General features: G+C 67.5%; 11 protein-coding genes. 5 read left to right on the top strand and 6 right to left on the bottom strand.

Annotated elements, in window-relative coordinates; genetic code table 11:
• Positions 1-13 precede the first annotated feature (13 nt).
• Positions 14-1,063: a glycosyltransferase family 4 protein gene (locus HL666_RS16600; protein WP_172182457.1), complete on the top strand. Its 1,050-nt coding sequence runs from the start codon at positions 14-16 to the stop codon at positions 1,061-1,063.
• Here HL666_RS16600 and HL666_RS16605 read toward each other — a convergent pair.
• Genes HL666_RS16605 through waaF form a run of 3 tightly spaced genes read right to left on the bottom strand, consistent with a single transcriptional unit; the run spans position 1,045 to position 3,292 of the window.
• On the bottom strand, positions 1,045-1,572 hold the full coding sequence (locus HL666_RS16605) for a D-glycero-alpha-D-manno-heptose-1,7-bisphosphate 7-phosphatase (protein WP_172182459.1): 528 nt from the start codon (positions 1,570-1,572) through the stop codon (positions 1,045-1,047). The two genes, HL666_RS16600 and HL666_RS16605, sit on opposite strands and share 19 nt — an antisense overlap.
• Complete coding sequence (locus HL666_RS16610) at positions 1,573-2,169, bottom strand: D-sedoheptulose 7-phosphate isomerase (protein WP_172182461.1); 597 nt, start codon at positions 2,167-2,169, stop codon at positions 1,573-1,575. It abuts the gene before it with no gap.
• Positions 2,170-2,227: 58 nt separating this feature from the next.
• Entirely contained in the window at positions 2,228-3,292 is a 1,065-nt protein-coding gene (waaF, locus tag HL666_RS16615; RefSeq protein WP_172112706.1) for a lipopolysaccharide heptosyltransferase II, read from the bottom strand.
• A gap of 149 nt (positions 3,293-3,441) precedes the next feature.
• On the opposite strand from waaF, the gene rfaD reads away from it, so the two are divergent.
• The 4 genes from rfaD to HL666_RS16635 are packed head-to-tail and all read left to right on the top strand — an operon-like array spanning position 3,442 to position 9,123.
• Positions 3,442-4,422, top strand: coding sequence for an ADP-glyceromanno-heptose 6-epimerase (gene rfaD / locus HL666_RS16620; protein WP_172182463.1), 981 nt, complete (start codon positions 3,442-3,444; stop codon positions 4,420-4,422).
• Positions 4,423-4,460: 38 nt separating this feature from the next.
• Entirely contained in the window at positions 4,461-5,933 is a 1,473-nt protein-coding gene (gene rfaE1, locus HL666_RS16625; RefSeq protein WP_172182465.1) for a D-glycero-beta-D-manno-heptose-7-phosphate kinase, read from the top strand.
• The gene (locus HL666_RS16630) at positions 5,930-7,213 is read left to right on the top strand and encodes an O-antigen ligase family protein (RefSeq protein ID WP_172182467.1); all 1,284 of its coding nucleotides are present in this window, start codon (positions 5,930-5,932) and stop codon (positions 7,211-7,213) included. The genes rfaE1 and HL666_RS16630 overlap by 4 nt, the downstream gene beginning before the upstream one ends.
• Positions 7,210-9,123, top strand: a complete 1,914-nt coding sequence (locus HL666_RS16635; RefSeq protein ID WP_172182469.1) for an SDR family NAD(P)-dependent oxidoreductase — start codon at positions 7,210-7,212, stop codon at positions 9,121-9,123. The genes HL666_RS16630 and HL666_RS16635 overlap by 4 nt, the downstream gene beginning before the upstream one ends.
• Here the strand turns inward: HL666_RS16635 and HL666_RS16640 are convergent.
• The 3 genes from HL666_RS16640 to HL666_RS16650 form a co-directional block, all read right to left on the bottom strand.
• Positions 9,109-10,119: an MraY family glycosyltransferase gene (locus HL666_RS16640; protein ID WP_172182471.1), complete on the bottom strand. Its 1,011-nt coding sequence runs from the start codon at positions 10,117-10,119 to the stop codon at positions 9,109-9,111. The two genes, HL666_RS16635 and HL666_RS16640, sit on opposite strands and share 15 nt — an antisense overlap.
• Positions 10,116-11,273: a glycosyltransferase family 4 protein gene (locus tag HL666_RS16645; protein ID WP_172112712.1), complete on the bottom strand. Its 1,158-nt coding sequence runs from the start codon at positions 11,271-11,273 to the stop codon at positions 10,116-10,118. The genes HL666_RS16640 and HL666_RS16645 overlap by 4 nt, the downstream gene beginning before the upstream one ends.
• Positions 11,274-11,409: 136 nt before the next feature.
• Positions 11,410-15,180 carry a S8 family serine peptidase gene (locus tag HL666_RS16650; RefSeq protein WP_246739932.1) on the bottom strand — a complete coding sequence of 1,257 codons (3,771 nt, stop codon included), beginning with the start codon at positions 15,178-15,180 and terminating at the stop codon, positions 11,410-11,412.
• Between the last annotated feature and the right edge of the window lie 138 nt (positions 15,181-15,318).

The raw sequence follows: 15,318 nt of genomic DNA on the forward strand, positions 1-15,318 counted from the left end.
AGAATTGGAGTTGATGGTGCAAGCCGAGCCTTTTTCCGCTGGAGCTCTCGACGTGATCGTGCCGAACCTGCACCGGCGCTATTCCGGCGTGACGGCGACCAACCGCATGGTGGCGCCGAAGCTGGCGAAGCTCGTACGTGCGGCGTGGCTCGGCTCCTACGCGCCGGAAGGAATTGCGCGGATGGCGGCGCGCGACCTCCTCAAGCTGTGGGGCCGGCGCCGGCCGCTGATCTGGCACGCGCGCCGCAATGACGAGATGATCATCGGCGTGCTCCTGCGCGCGCTGGGCTGGCCGTTCAAGCTGGTGTTCACCTCGGCCGCGCAGCGCCATCACAGCTGGATCACGCGCTGGCTGATCCGCCGCATGGACGCGATCATCGCGACCAGCGACTTCTCCGCGTCCTATCTGAAGCGCGAGGCGACCGTCATCACGCATGGCGTCGACACCGCGGTCTACGCGCCGCCGGCCGATCGCGCCGCCGCGTTTGCCGAGAGCGGGCTGCCGGGGAAATACGCCATCGGCTGCTTCGGCCGCGTGCGCGCGCAAAAGGGCAGCGACGTGTTCGTCGCCGCGATGTGCCGGCTGCTGCCGCGCCATCCGGATTTTTCCGCCGTGCTGGTCGGCGCGGTGACGCCCGAGCAGATGCCGTTCGCGAGCGAGCTGAAGAAGCAGATTGCGGCTGCCGGCCTCGAGCAGCGCATCGTCATCACCGGCGAGCTCGACATCGCCGCGGTCCAGCGCTGGTATCAGCGGCTGACGATCTACGCCTTCACCTCGCGCAACGAAGGCTTTGGCCTGACCTTGATCGAGGCGATGGCCGCCGGCGCCGCGCTGGTCGCGGCGCGGGCAGGCGCTGCGGAGATCGTGGTGGAGGAGGGCGTGACCGGAAAGCTGGTGCCGCCGGGCGACGTCGACGCGCTGGTCGCAGCGCTCGAGCCGCTGATGCAGGATCCGGCGGCGGCGCATGCGATGGGAGAGCGGGCGCGGACGCGCGTGGTGGAAAAGTTCAGCCTCGAGGCCGAGGCGGAGAAGATCGCCGCGGTCTATCGCCGGCTGGTCTGAGCGATGACCTCAGCGACGAACGCATCGAGGTCGCCGCCGGCGAACAGGAAGCCGGGCAGGCCGGCGGCTTCCGCGGCCGCGATGTCGGAGGCGCGGTCGCCGATCACGAAGCTGCCCTCGCGCCTGATCGGCCAGTGCCGCATCAGGTCGAGGATCATGCCCGGAGCCGGCTTGCGCCAGGGATGCTCGCGCAGATATTGCGCGACGGAGCCCTCGGTGTGGTACGGGCAATAGCGGATGTCGTCGATCCTAGCGCCCTGCGCCGCAAGCTCGGCCTGCATCCACTCGTGCAGGCTGAGCACGTCGTCCTCGCTGAACAGCCCGCGCGCGACGCCGGATTGGTTGGTGAACAGGAAGACGTGATAACCGGCCTCATTGAGCCGCCGGATCGCAGACGCCACGTTCGGCATCCAGCGGATGCGCTCGGGCGAGCCGATGTAGTTGTCGTCATGATTGATGACGCCGTCGCGGTCGAGAAACGCCGCCGGCTTCAGGGGAGCGGTGGTCATCTAGGTCTCGTCCCGCATCAGCGCCGCCTCGATCGCCTCGCAGATGCCGTGCGCGGTGGCGAGGTGGATCTGCTGGATCAGCGGCGTATCGTCGCTCGGCGCGACCAGCAGCTCGTCGCAGAGATCGCCCATCGAAAGGCCCTTGGTGCCGGTGAAGCCGATCGTGACCAGCCCGCGCTCGCGCGCCTTGCGCAGCGCATTGAGGATGCTCGGCGAGCGGCCGGAGGTCGAGATCGCCAGCAGCACGTCGTCCCGTGCGCCGAGCCCCTCGACCTGGCGGGCGAAGATCTGATCGAAGCCATAATCGTTGCCGATCGCGGTCAGCGCCGAGGTGTCGGTGGTCAGCGCGATCGCGGCATAAGCGGGCCGCTCCTGCTTGTAGCGGCCGACGATCTCGGCGGCGATGTGCTGCGCGTCCGCCGCGCTGCCGCCATTGCCGACGATCAGGAGCTTGTGGCCGCCGCGTAGCGCCGCGATGATGGTCGCAGCAATCCGCTCCGCGCTGGCCAGCATTGCAGCGTCACCAGCCGCGCGCTCCATCGCCGCGCGGGAGCGGGCGAGGTGGGTCGCGATCAGGCTGTCCGGTGCGTGGGTCACGATGATGGCTCGGGGCGGCGATGGGGCTGGTGTATGGGGCGCGATGCCCCAGCGCAAGCTAGGGCGCGACCGGGATCGCCGCGTCAGCCAGCACGCGCTGGGCGATGGCGGCGACATCGGTGGCCGGGATGTCGCGCATGCAGCGATGGTCGTTCATCCGGCAGACCGGGCGGTGGCAGGGCTGGCAGGGCACCTGGGTCTTGGTCTGCACGGTCGCGGCCAGGCCGTTCAGCGGCGCCCAGTGGTACGGGCTGGTAGGGCCGAAGATGCCCATGGTCGGCGTGCCCAATGCCGCGGCGATGTGCATCAGCCCCGAATCATTGGAGATGGCGACACCGGCGGCGGCCATGGCCAGGATGCCGTTGCGCAGATCGGTTCCGGTCAGGTCACGGACTCCAGGGCCGCCGGCGGCGACGATCTCGGCGGCAAGTCCTTTCTCGCCGGGGCCGCCGACCACCCAGACGTCGAGACCGGCTTCGAGCAGCAACCGGGCGGCCTCGCCGTAGAACGGCCAGCGCTTGGCGGCGCCGACAGACCCCGGCGCCAGGGCGACGGCCGGCCGGTTCCCCAGGCCATTGGCCTCGCGCCAGCGCGCGACGTCCCCCGGCGGCACCCGCAGTTGCGGCACCGGCCATTCCGGCGGCAGCGGCGCGCCGTCGGGCAAGGCGAGGGCGGCGTTCTTGTCGATGAAGCGGGGCAGCGCCTTCTCGCCCCAGCGCCAACAATTCAACAACCCGAACCTGATCTCGCCGACGAAGCCGACGCGTTCGGGGACGCCGGCAAGGGCGGGCGCCAGCGCCGATTTCCAGGTTCGCGGCATCACCAGCACGGTCCGGTAGTGGCGCTCGCGCAACAGGCTGGCGAGCTGCCACTGCCGGCCGAGCGCCAGCCGGCTGCGCGGCAGGTCCCAGACGATGCCGGCGCGGACCCCGGGCATGTAATCGACCAATGGCGCGCACAACGAGGTGACCAGCAGGTCCACCGGGCGATTCGGCCAGCGCTCCTTGAGCACCCGCACCACGGTGTGGCCGCGGACGAAGTCGCCGATCCACATATAGGGAATGATCAGGATCGGGCTGGTGTCCGCCGTGTCGACCTCGATCTTGGACGAATTCAAGTTCATTCTTTGACTGCCTGGCTCCGCGGCGCTGGTAGCCGCTCGGCCGCCGCAGGTAAAGTGGGCCGGATCCGGCCGTCACCAAAGCGCTTACACTTTCCCCCCGCATGCGCTACGCGAGGGCCGGGTTTTTCGGGATCAGGACGGGTTGCGCAATGTTGCTGGTGACCGGCGGCGCCGGCTTTATCGGATCGAATCTGGTCGCGGCGCTGAACGACGCCGGCCAAACCGACGTCGTCGTCTGCGACACGCTCGGCAGCGAGGGCAAGTGGCGCAATCTGGCCAAGCGGCAGCTGGCGGATGTCGTGCCGCCATCCGAGCTTGCCGAATGGCTCAGAGGCCGCCGGCTCGACGCCGTCCTGCACATGGGCGCCATCTCCGCCACCACGGTCACCGACGGCGATCTCGTGATGGAACGCAATTTTCGCAGCTCGCTGCAGCTGCTCGACTGGTGCACGGCCAACCTGACGCCGTTCATCTACGCGTCCTCGGCGGCCACCTATGGCGATGGCGCGCAGGGATTCGACGATGATCCCTCGCTCGCGGCGCTCAAGACCCTGCGGCCGATGAACCTCTATGGCTGGAGCAAGCATCTGTTCGACATGGCGGTCGCAGCGCGCGCCGCGCGCGGCGAGCGGCTGCCGCCGCAATATGCCGGTCTGAAGTTCTTCAACGTGTTCGGTCCCAACGAGTACCACAAGGGGTCGATGATGAGCGTGCTGACGCGCCGCTTCGACGACATCAAGGCCGGGCACACCCTGCAGCTGTTCAAGTCGCATCGAGAGGGGATCGCCGACGGCGACCAGCGCCGCGATTTCATCCATGTCGACGACGTCGTGCGTGTGATGCTGTGGCTCCTCGCCTCGCCATCGGTCTCCGGCCTGTTCAACGTCGGCACCGGCCAGGCGCGCAGCTTCAAGGACATGATGCTGGCGGCCTATGCGACGATCGGAACGACGCCCCGGATCGAGTACGTAGACATGCCCGAGGCGATTCGCGGCAGCTACCAGTATTTCACCCAGAGCAAGGTCGACCGCCTCGTGGCGGCCGGCTACAACGGCGGCTTCACGCCGCTCGAGGATGCGGTCGCCGGCTATGTCCGGGACTACCTCGATTCCGCCGACCGCTTCCGCTAGACGCCCACATTGAACCACCTGCACCGAGACTGCCGCTGATGTTCGACTTCGACGATCTCTCGCAAGCGATCGCCCGCCAGACGGTGCTATGCGTCGGTGACCTGATGCTGGACGAGTTCGTCTACGGCGAGGTCTCGCGGATTTCACCCGAGGCGCCTGCGCCTGTGATCGCGGTCCGGCGCAGCGAGATCAATATCGGCGGCGCCGGCAATGTCGCGCGCAACATTGCCGCGCTCGGCGCCCGCTGCATCTTCGTCGGCCTGATCGGCCAGGACTCGGCCGGCGACCAGCTCGGGGCCGAGCTCGCCAAGGAGGCGGGTATCGAAAGCGTGCTGGTGCGCGATCCGTCGCGGCCGACCACCCGCAAGGTGCGCTTCGTGTCCGAGCATTTCTCCACGCACATGCTGCGCGCGGACTGGGAGCGCGCCGCCCCGGCATCGGGTGAGATCGAACAGAAGCTGATTGCGGCCATCCTGCCATTGCTTGCGCGTGCCGACATCGTGCTGCTGTCGGACTACGCCAAGGGCGTGTTGACGGCGCGCGTCTTGCGCAACGTGATCGACGCGGCGCGCAAGGCCGGCAAGCGCGTGATCGTCGATCCCAAGAGCGCCAATCTCGCGATCTACCGCGGCGCCAGCGTGCTGACGCCGAACCGCAAGGAGTTTTCCGAAGCGACCCGAAGCCGCGCCGAAACGGAGCAGGAGATTGCGGTCGCGGCGCAGGATGCGATCTATCTCGCGGACTGCGAGGCGATCCTGGTCACCCAGAGCGAGCGCGGCATGACGCTGGTGCCTCGGCAGGCCAACCCGATTCACGTGCCGGCCTACCCGGTCAAGGTGCGCGACGTCTCCGGCGCCGGCGACACCGTGGTGGCCGTTCTCGCCGCGACGCTGGCGGCCGGAGCCGGCTGGGAGGACGCTTTGCGGATGGCGAGTGCGGCAGCGGCGGTGGCCGTCAGCAAGCAGGGCACAGCCAGCGTGACCTCGGCTGAGCTCCGCCGGAAGATTCTGCCGCATGCCTATCGTGCGGCCGAGGAGAAAATCATCGAGAGCGATAGCGAGCTCGCGGCTCGCGTCGCGGCCTGGCGAGGCGAGGGCCTGCGCGTCGGCTTCACCAATGGCTGTTTCGATATTCTGCATCCGGGCCATGTGAAGGTGCTGACGGCGGCGCGGGCCGCCTGCGACCGCCTGGTGGTCGGACTGAACAGCGATGCCTCGGTCAAGCGGCTGAAGGGCGAGAGCCGGCCCGTGCAGGATGAGCGGGCCCGCGCCGAGGTGCTGGCTGCGCTGGAGGCCGTGGATCTGGTCGCCATCTTCGCCGAGGATACGCCGCTGCGCCTGATCGAGCTGGTGCGGCCGAGCGTGCTGGTCAAGGGCGGCGACTACACGCGCGAGCAGGTCGTCGGACACGAGGTCGTCGAAGCGGCGGGCGGCGAGGTGATCCTGATCGACATCCTCAGGGGACACAGCACGACTGCGCTGGTGGACCGCGCCCGGAGCGAGGTGCGATGAGCGCGCTCGCAGGTCATCCCGGCCCGGCGCTGCTGGCGCGCCGGTGGCGCGATCCCGCGGCGTGGCGCACCACCGTCGACGTCGTGGCGATACTGCTGGCGGCGTCGCTGCCATGGTCGACATCGCTGGTGTCGATCCTCGGCGTCGTCATGCTGATCACGATGGTGCCGTATCTCGATTTCGAGCGCCTGCTGAAGATTCTGAAGCAGCCGATCTCGCTGGCGCCGATCGCGCTGTTCGTGCTGGCCTTGGTCGGGACCTTGTGGTCTGACGCAGCCTGGGGCACGCGGCTCTACGCGGTCGGGCCGGCAGCCAAGCTCCTGGTGCTGCCGGCACTGCTCTATCACTTCCAGCGCTCCGAGCGTGGCCTGTGGGTGTTCTCCGCCTTTCTCGCCTCCTGCGTGCTGATGGTCGTGATGTCGACCGCGGTCGCGTTCAATCCGGCGCTGGCGCTCAAGGCCAATGCCGATCGCGGCATCTTCGTGAAGAACTACATCGACCAGGGCCAGGAATTCTCGCTCTGCGCCGTCGCGCTGGCCTATCCCATCGCGCAGCTGCTGCGCGCCCGCCGCTTCGTGCCGGCCAGCGTTCTCACCGCGATCATGTTCGCCTTCCTGGCCAACATGATCTTCATCGTCGTCTCGCGCACCGCGCTGGTAACGATTCCGATTCTGCTCGCCGTGTTCGGGTTGATCCACCTGAAATGGCGCGCCAACCTCATGATCGCCGTCAGCGCGCTCGTGCTTGCTCTGGCCGCCTGGTTCGTCTCGCCGCAATTGCAGAGCAAGGTCGCGACCTTCACGACGCAGTATCAGGACTACCGGAACGATCGCGGGGTCACGTCGATCGGCGAGCGGCTGGAGTTCTGGCGCAAGTCCCTGCGCTTCTTCGCCGATGCCCCGCTGATCGGGCACGGCTCGGGCTCCACGCGGCATCTGTTCGAGCTGGCCGCGAGCGGCCGCACGGATCTCGCCGGCAGCACCGTGGTCGGCAATCCGCACAACCAGACGCTCAACGTCGCCGTCCAATGGGGGACGCTCGGGGTCGTCATTCTCTATGCGATGTGGGCTGCTCATCTGCTGCTGTTCCGCGGCGATGGTCTCGTGCCGTGGATCGGGCTTCTCGTGGTCGTGCAGAACATCTTCACTTCGCTGTTCAACTCCCACATCTTCGATTTTCACGAGGGATGGATGTACGTGATCGGCGTCGGCGTGGCCGGCGGCATGGTGCTGCGATCACGGACGAAGCCGGACGTGGCGCAGGGGCCGCTCGCGCCATGACACGTCTGTCCCAGCTGACCTCCCGCAACCTGCTGATCGCCGCGCATGACCTTGTGGTCAGCGTCGTCGCGCTGTTCGCGGCGTTCTACATCCGCTTCGAAGGCGCCAGCACGTTCTGGGAGCGGGTGCCGCTGCTGCTGCAGCTGCTGCCTTACTTCATCGCCTTCAGCTTCGTGGTCTTCTATTTCTCCAATCTGCTGACGACGAAGTGGCGCTTCATCTCGCTGCCCGATGCCCTCAACATCGTTCGCGTCGCCACCGTGCTGACGCTGGCGCTGCTGGTGCTCGACTACATCATCGTCGCGCCGAATGTCCGCGGCAGCTTCTTCTTCGGCAAGCTGACGATCATCCTCTATTGGTTCCTGGAGATCTTCGGTCTGAGCGCACTGCGCTTTGCCTATCGCTATTTCCGCTACACGCGGGTGCGGAGGCATGCGAGGTCCGAGGACGCTGCACCGGCGCTCTTGATCGGGCGTGCCGCCGATGCCGAGGTCGTGCTGCGGGGCATCGAGAGCGGCGCGGTCAAGCGGATCTGGCCGATCGGGATCCTGTCGCCGTCGATGGCCGATCGTGGACAGCTGATCCGCGGCGTTCCCGTGCTCGGCGGCATCGATGACGTGGAGGACGTTGCGGCTGATTTCGCCCGGCGCGAGCGGCCGATCGCGCGCGCGCTGATGATGCCGACGGCATTCGAGCCAGACTGCCATCCGGAGACCTTTCTGATGCGGGCGCGACGGCTGCGCCTGATCGTCAGCCGCCTGCCGTCGCTGGAGAGCGGCGATGCGCCGCGGCTGGCCCCCGTTGCCGTCGAGGATCTCCTGCTGCGGCCGAGCGAGAAGATCGACTACGGCCGGCTGGAGGCGCTGGTGCGGGGCAAAGCGGTCGTCGTGACCGGCGGTGGCGGCTCGATCGGAGCCGAGATCTGCCAGCGCGTCGTGGCGTTCGGTGCGGCGCGGCTGCTCATTCTCGAGAACTCCGAGCCGGCACTCTACGCGATCACCGAGGTGCTCGCGGCGGACAGCGAGGCGAATGTCGCCGTCGAGGGCCGCATCGCCGACATCCGCGATCGCGACCGGGTGTTCGCGCTGGTCGGCGAGTTCAAGCCTGATCTGGTGTTTCACGCCGCCGCGCTGAAGCACGTGCCGATCCTCGAGCGTGACTGGAGCGAGGGCGTCAAGACCAACATCTTCGGCTCGATCAACGTGGCCGACGCCGCGGTGGCCGCAGGCGCCGAGGCGATGGTGATGATCTCGACCGACAAGGCGATCGAGCCGGTCTCGATGCTCGGTCTCACCAAGCGCTTCGCCGAGATGTATTGCCAGGCGCTCGATCGGCAGCTCGCCGAGCGGCCGGCGGGCCGGCCGCCGATGCGGCTGATCTCGGTGCGGTTCGGCAACGTGCTGGCGTCGAACGGCTCGGTGGTGCCGAAGTTCAAGGCCCAGATCGAGGCCGGAGGTCCGGTGACCGTCACCCACCCGGACATGGTGCGCTACTTCATGACCATCCGCGAGGCTTGCGACCTCGTCATCACCGCGGCGTCGCATGCGCTGGCGCCGCAGCGGCCGGACGTCTCGGTCTATGTGCTGAACATGGGCCAGCCGGTTCGCATCGTCGAGCTCGCCGAGCGCATGATCCGCCTGTCGGGCCTGCAGCCGGGTTACGACGTCGAGATCAAGTTCACCGGCATCCGTCCGGGCGAGCGCCTCAACGAGATCCTGTTTGCCAGCGAGGAGCCGCCGGTCGAGATCGGCGTGGCCGGCGTCATGGCGGCGACGCCGAACGAGCCGCCGATGCCGACGCTGAAGGCGTGGATCGCGGCGCTCGATCAGGCGATCACGCGCAACGATCCGGTGACGATCAAGTCGGTGCTGAAGGATGCCGTCCCGGAGTTCGGCTCAAGCGCCGCCTGACCGTGGACGCGAAAAACGGCGGAGCATGACAGCAACCGCCGCGAGGCCGGTGACGATCAGAATGGCATCGATCGTCATGGAGCCCGACGCGATCGAGACGCCGGCGAGGGCTGCGAGGACGATGTTGAGGACGAACACCTCGCCGACCACGCCGGCGACGGTGAAGCCGTTGTCGGTGGCGCGCTGGTAGAAATGCGTGCGGTGTGCAGCCCAGAACGGCTCGCGCCGTGCGATGCGCCGCAGCAGGGTTAGGGTGGCATCGACGAGATAATACAGCGGCAACAGCAGCGCGGCGGCGACGTATCCCTGCCAGGCCAGATGCAGCAGGCACCAGCCCAGCAGCAGCCCGATCGGCAGGCTTCCGACATCGCCGAGAAAGACTCTCGCCACTGGACGGTTGAAGGGCGCGAAGCCGAGCATCGCGCCGCCCAGCGCCGCGGCGATTGCGGTCGCCGGCCACGGCAGCCATGCGGACAAGCCGAACAGGACGAGCGTCACCGTGATCGGCACCGCTTCCGCCACCGTCATCAGGTCGAGCCCGTCCATGAAGTTGACGAGGTTGACGAACCAGAGGCCGGCAATCAGCAGCAAGCTGCGTTCGAGCGCGAGCGGAATTGGAAACAGCCTGAGATCGTCCGGTGCGGTGAAGACGACCAGGGCGACGGCGAACCCCTGTAGGACGAATCGCGGCAGCACTGGGATCGGCCTGATGTCGTCGACCAGGCCAATCAGCGCCAGCAACGGCACCGCGATGAACAGCATGAGCAGCGGTGCAAAGCCCATCACAGAGGCAAACGCACCGCCGACCACGAGCGTCGCGCCGACCACCGCAATGCCGGCGCCTTGCGGCGTCGGAATCTTGTGCGAGGAGCGCGCATTCGGCCGCGCCAGCGCGTAGCGCTGCAACAGCGGGCGCAGCAGCACGATCAGCACGGCGCACATCGCGGCCGAGAGCAGGGCGATGCCCACGAGAATGGCGGCGGGATCGGCGATCATCTCGGCGCGCCCGACGCCGAGGCGAGACGATCATAGAGCGCCACCACCGAGCGCCCGATGATCCTGGCCGAGAGCTTGTCCTCCACGAGCTGTCGTGCGGCGCGTCCGTAACGCGCGCGCAGCTCGGGCGAGGCGGCAAGCTGCGCCATCGCCTGCGCCAGCGCGGCGGAATCTTCGACCGGTACGGTCAACCCGGTCTGGTCCGCGATAGCGATCTCGCGGCAGCCGGGCGCATCGGTCGAGACCAGCGGCCGGCCGCAGGCGGCGGCCTCCAGCAGGCTCACCGGGAGCCCTTCGCGATGGGACGGCAGCACGGCGATGTGGCAGCGCCGCCAGAGCTCGGTGATGTCCTTGATCTGGCCGAGCAGGGTGAGGCCGGGCTCGCTGCGCCATGCTTCGACCTCCTCGGCCGAGACCGAGGCCGGGTTGGCCGGATCAGGCGAGCCGGCGATCAGCAACTGATGGTCGTGTCCCTGCTGGCGCAACAGGCGGTGCGCGGCGACCAGGGCGCGGACACCCTTGTCGGTCAGCAGACGTCCGGCGAAGCCGAACGTGATCGGTCCGGCCGGCTCGGGCAGCGGCTGGAAGCGCTCGGTGTCGACGCCTGAGCCCGGGATCAGCGTGATCTTGTCGGCCCGGACGCCCATGGTCTGCAAGGCGTCGCGATCGTCCGGATTCTGCACCAGCACGCAGCTCGGTGCCCGGTTCATCAGCCGCGGCAGCAGCCACAGCAGGCCCTGCTTGAGCAGGCGCGAGCGCCAGCTCGACGAGGTGAAGATGTAGCCAAGCCCGGTCATGGCGTTGACGACCGGCGTGGCCTGGCCGAGCGCGGCCAGCGAGCCGAGCACGCTCGATTGCAGCCCGGAATGGTGGATCACGTCGGGCCTGATCGCGGCCTCGACGGCCCGGATGGCGCGGACCGTGGGCAGGGCCGAAGCCGGCGACAGGCCGCCGCGCCGGAACGGGATCGGGTGCAGGACGAAGCGCTCGGCCGCGATTGCGGCCGCGCCTGCATTGACGTTGGTCGCCACATGCACCTCGTAGCCGGCGTCGCGCGCAGCACGCGCCATCGGCAGGCGATGCATGAGAAAGGCGAAATCCTCGTTGGCCACGTAGAGCAGGCGGCGCGGCTGGGGGGAGCGGGGCGGGGGCATCAAACTCACGGTCTCAGGCGGTCGAAGCGCCGTATAGGCCAAGAGCGGGCCTTGCGCGAGCCGTTATCTGCCTGGCCGTGATCTGCTTTGCCATGGCTTGAATACCGCCCGCCGCCAGCGGTTCGGAACTCCGGTCTCAGACCAGATGGAAGCTCGACAAATGGGCCAACAGATCGGCCGCCGACACGTGCTGGATCGTGATCGTATCCAGCGCCGCATCGGTGATCACGGCATTGCCCGCAGCATCCTCATGGATCGCCGACTGCAGGGCGGAGGCGTCGGCGAAGATGCTCTGGCTGAACACGATCTTGTCGGTGCCGACGTTGAAGTCCGAGACCGTGACCTGCCCGAAATGCGGGGCGAAGACGAAGGTGTCGTGCCCCTCCAGTGACACCGAAGGGGATGCCGTGCCGCCTGTAGCTGCCGCGGCGGTTCGCGTGCCGGAGATCAACGTGCCCCCTTGGCCGTCGGACGCGAAGTGGAAGCTGTCCTGTGACAGGGAGCCGATAAAGTGCAGCGATGCGCTGTTCGTTCCGTCGCTCAACGACAGCACCCCCCTGGTTTCATCGAAGTGGGCCTGTAGCGACGTGAAGGCGATGCTCGTGAGGTCGATCTGATCGCCGGTGCTGCCGAATCCGACGAGCTCGCCGCTGAAGGACGGCGAGGCTAGGACCACGTCGGCCGCGCTCGATGTCACGGCCTGCGCGCTTGCCGCCACGGAGCTGCTGGACGCCGGGATACCGATCGTGCCGTCGCCGTTCAGGTCCTGCTGGAAACCGGTCTCGAGCTGCTCGAGCGCGGCGGAGCCGCCCGATGTCGCGCCGATGGCGTTGCCGACATAGTTGCCGCTGCTGTCGGTGTTCCAGACGGTGTAGAGATCGGCCCCCGCCATCTTCCAGGCCACCTGGTAGCCGCTGCCGGACGTTTCTGCTGCAATCGCCGCCCAGCCGCCGAGCTGGCCCGCGACGACGACGCTGCCGCCGAACTTGACCTCCGGGCCGGTGCCGCCGGAGAGCGGATTCATCAGGTAGGTCGTGCCGGACAGCACCAGGCTCGTCGACCCCAAGGCTTCGACGACGGTCACGCTCGGCGTCACGTTCGGGGCCCCGATCGTGCCGTCACCATTGAGGTCCTGGTGGAAGCTGGCCTCCAGAGCTTCGAGCGAGGCGGCGCTGCCTGAAACCGCGCCGGTCGCGTTGCCGACATAGTTGCCGCTGCTATCGGTGTTCCAGACCACGTAGAGGTCGGCGCCGGCCATCTTCCAGGCGATCTGGTAACCGCTCGCCGTGGCCTCCGCGCCAATCGCCTGCCAGCCGCCGAGCTGTCCGGCGACGACGAGACTGCCGCCGAACATGACCTGAGGACCGGTGCCGCCGCCGACGGGGTTGAGGAAATAGCTCGATCCGGCCAGCACCAGGCTAGTGGATCCGGCCGCTTCGATGACGGTGTTCGGAATGCCGATCGTCCCGTCGCCATTCAGATCCTGCTGGAAATTCGTCTCCAGCAGCTCGAACGCGGCGCTGCTGCCGCTGACGGCGGAAATGGGATTGCCCGTGTAGTTGCCGCTGCTGTCGACGTTCCAGACCGTATAAAGGTCGGCGCCCGTCATCTTCCAGGCGATCTGATAGCCGCCGCCCACGGCCTCGCCCGCGATCGGGATCCAGCCGCCCAACTGTCCCGGCGCGACCGCGGAGCCGCCGAACTTCACCTGCGGTCCGGTGCCGCCACCGGCGGGATTGAGGAAATAGCTGTTGCCGGATTGAACGAGGCTCGTCGTCCCCACCGCCTCGATGACGGTGCTGGCAAGGCCGATCGTGCCGTCGCCGTTGAGATCCTGATTGAACGACGTCTCGAATGCTTCGAACGCCGCCGATCCGCCGGAGACGCCGCCGATCGCGTTGCCGGTGTAGTTGCCGCTGCCGTCCACGGTCCAGACGGTGTAGAGATCCTGGCCCTGGAATTTCCACGCTACCTGATAGCCGCCGCTGCCATTGGACTCGACGCCGATCGGCATCCAGTTGCTGAGCTGGTGAACGACGACGTTGGCACCGTTGAACCGCAACGCCACCGTCGTGCTGCCACCGACGGTGTTGAGATCGTAGATGACGCCGACCTGCGCGAGGCTGATCGATCCGAGCGCCTCGATGACGGTATTGGCATAGTACGGAGCCGAGCTGACGGCTGGATTGATCTGGGCCAGGCCCGCACCGGCCACCGCCTGGTTGCTCATCGGGATGGCGGTCTGCTGCAGGATCACCGAGACGTCGGCGTAGCTCAGCGTTGCGTTGGCCGTCAGGATCAAGGCGGCGATCGCGGCAACGCTGGGGGCGGCTGCAGACGTGCCGTAAAAGGCGCTAAAGCCCGAGACCGTGGTCGCGATGTTGTCGATGCCGGAGACCACCACAGGGCTGAGCTGCAGCGGCGTCGTGAGGCGCGTGCCGTCATTGGCAAACAGGATTTCCGTCCCGGCTCCCGATGACGAGAAGCTTTCCGGGACCGGAGTATAGCCGAAGGCGGGCGTATACGCGCTGTTGACGGCTCCGACGGTGATCACTCCCGGCGTCATCGCATGACCGAAAACCGTGCCTGCATTGGCGCCGCTGATGGAGACCGAGAGACCATTGCCGGCCAGGATCTCCTTGATCGTGGACGGCGTGGGACCCGACACGTCTGCAATCACGATCTGGTACGTGCCGGAGACCCCGAACTGCAAGCCGATGAACGGATTCTGGTTGTAGTTGGGAGCGTATCCGAGGTACTGCCCGTCCTTGTACACGCTGACTGCGAGGTGCGACGCGGCCTGACCCCAGGGCTGGTCCCATTGCACGAGCAGGCGGGCGCCCGCGGTCACGGTGATCGTTTGCGCGACATTGCCGCCGAAGCTCAGCGCATTGCCGGCGAAATAATTTCCGCCGATGCTGCCGGAGGTCGACGTCCAGGACGTCTGATAGGCCGAGCTTCCGTTGTTGCCGGCCGAGGTCACATAGGTCACGCCCATGGCCTGAACGGTCTGAATCGCCTGGGCGACGATGCCGTTCTGGAAGAACGGCTCATCCGTGTAGCTGACGTCGTCGACGATGACCTTGCAGCCGGCATTGGCCAGCGCGATGATGCCGGCGGCGAAGTCCTGCTCGCTCTGCGTCGCCGTGTAGAAGGCCAGGCTGGCGTCGGGCGCGATGTCGTGGATGATCTGCATCATCGCACGGCCTTCGTCCGATCCGCCGGACGGCGCGTCCTTCAGGATCTGGATCTTGGAGGCGGATGGCAGTTCGCCACTGGCTTCGTCCGCCGCGGCGCCGCCGAGATTGTTGAAGCTGCTCGAGAGGACGCCAATCTTGATGCCGGCGCCGGTCACGCCCGTGGAGTTTCCGCCGAGCGCCTGCACGATCTGTGCGCCGTTTGCGGCCTGTCCCGAGACAGCCGAGGTGATGGCTTCGGCCACCGCGTCCTGCATCGACGTATGGACACTGCCGCTCGGTCCAGTCTCGCCCGATGCGACCTGTTCGGACCCGCCGAGCGACCTTGCCTGCAGCGATGCGCTGGCGCCGTACCACATCTGGGCGGCGGTCGAGATGATCAATCCGCCTGAGCCGAAGCTCTGCGCGGCGGCATGCGCGGCCTCGGCGGCGGCGTCCGCAGCCAGTGCGGGCGGATTGAACGACGTTTCCTGGCTGATCTGCCAGGAGGAGCTGGTGACAACCGCCGTCCAGACGGTCTGCCCGGCCGCATCGTAACCCGACGTTTGGGCCTGCACCGTCACTTCCGACAGCTGCCCGATCGACACCATCGTCTCATGGGCATGGGAGGTGTGGGCATCGGAGGTGATGCCGCCGGCCTGGTTCGTCGTTTCAGCCGGAGAGTCCGTGGTCGATTGCGCGGGCGCCGAATCGGCTGGTCGATGCTGCATCGGCCTGACGACCGGCGCGGAGACATCGCCGGCGCCGGATGCATCTGCTGCAGGCTCGAGAGGGGTGTGATGCCCGCCGGCAACGGGATCGAAAATCAGGGACTGAGCGGCCTCTCGCCAGCGGTGGGACGGTTCTTC

The organism is Bradyrhizobium aeschynomenes (assembly GCF_013178945.1).
GTDB classification, from domain to species: Bacteria; Pseudomonadota; Alphaproteobacteria; order Rhizobiales; family Xanthobacteraceae; genus Bradyrhizobium; species Bradyrhizobium aeschynomenes.

Excerpts from the sequence above, each read along its gene's own strand:
- HL666_RS16630 (WP_172182467.1), top strand. The coding sequence starts at position 5,930 with ATGAGCGCGCTCGCAGGTCATCCCGGCCCGGCGCTGCTGGCGCGCCGG.
- HL666_RS16640 (WP_172182471.1), bottom strand. The coding sequence starts at position 10,119 with ATGATCGCCGATCCCGCCGCCATTCTCGTGGGCATCGCCCTGCTCTCG.
- HL666_RS16600 (WP_172182457.1), top strand. The coding sequence starts at position 14 with ATGGTGCAAGCCGAGCCTTTTTCCGCTGGAGCTCTCGACGTGATCGTG.
- HL666_RS16605 (WP_172182459.1), bottom strand. The coding sequence starts at position 1,572 with ATGACCACCGCTCCCCTGAAGCCGGCGGCGTTTCTCGACCGCGACGGC.
- rfaE1 (WP_172182465.1), top strand. The coding sequence starts at position 4,461 with ATGTTCGACTTCGACGATCTCTCGCAAGCGATCGCCCGCCAGACGGTG.
- rfaD (WP_172182463.1), top strand. The coding sequence starts at position 3,442 with ATGTTGCTGGTGACCGGCGGCGCCGGCTTTATCGGATCGAATCTGGTC.
- HL666_RS16650 (WP_246739932.1), bottom strand. The coding sequence starts at position 15,180 with ATGCAGCATCGACCAGCCGATTCGGCGCCCGCGCAATCGACCACGGAC.
- waaF (WP_172112706.1), bottom strand. The coding sequence starts at position 3,292 with ATGAACTTGAATTCGTCCAAGATCGAGGTCGACACGGCGGACACCAGC.
- HL666_RS16635 (WP_172182469.1), top strand. The coding sequence starts at position 7,210 with ATGACACGTCTGTCCCAGCTGACCTCCCGCAACCTGCTGATCGCCGCG.
- HL666_RS16645 (WP_172112712.1), bottom strand. The coding sequence starts at position 11,273 with ATGCCCCCGCCCCGCTCCCCCCAGCCGCGCCGCCTGCTCTACGTGGCC.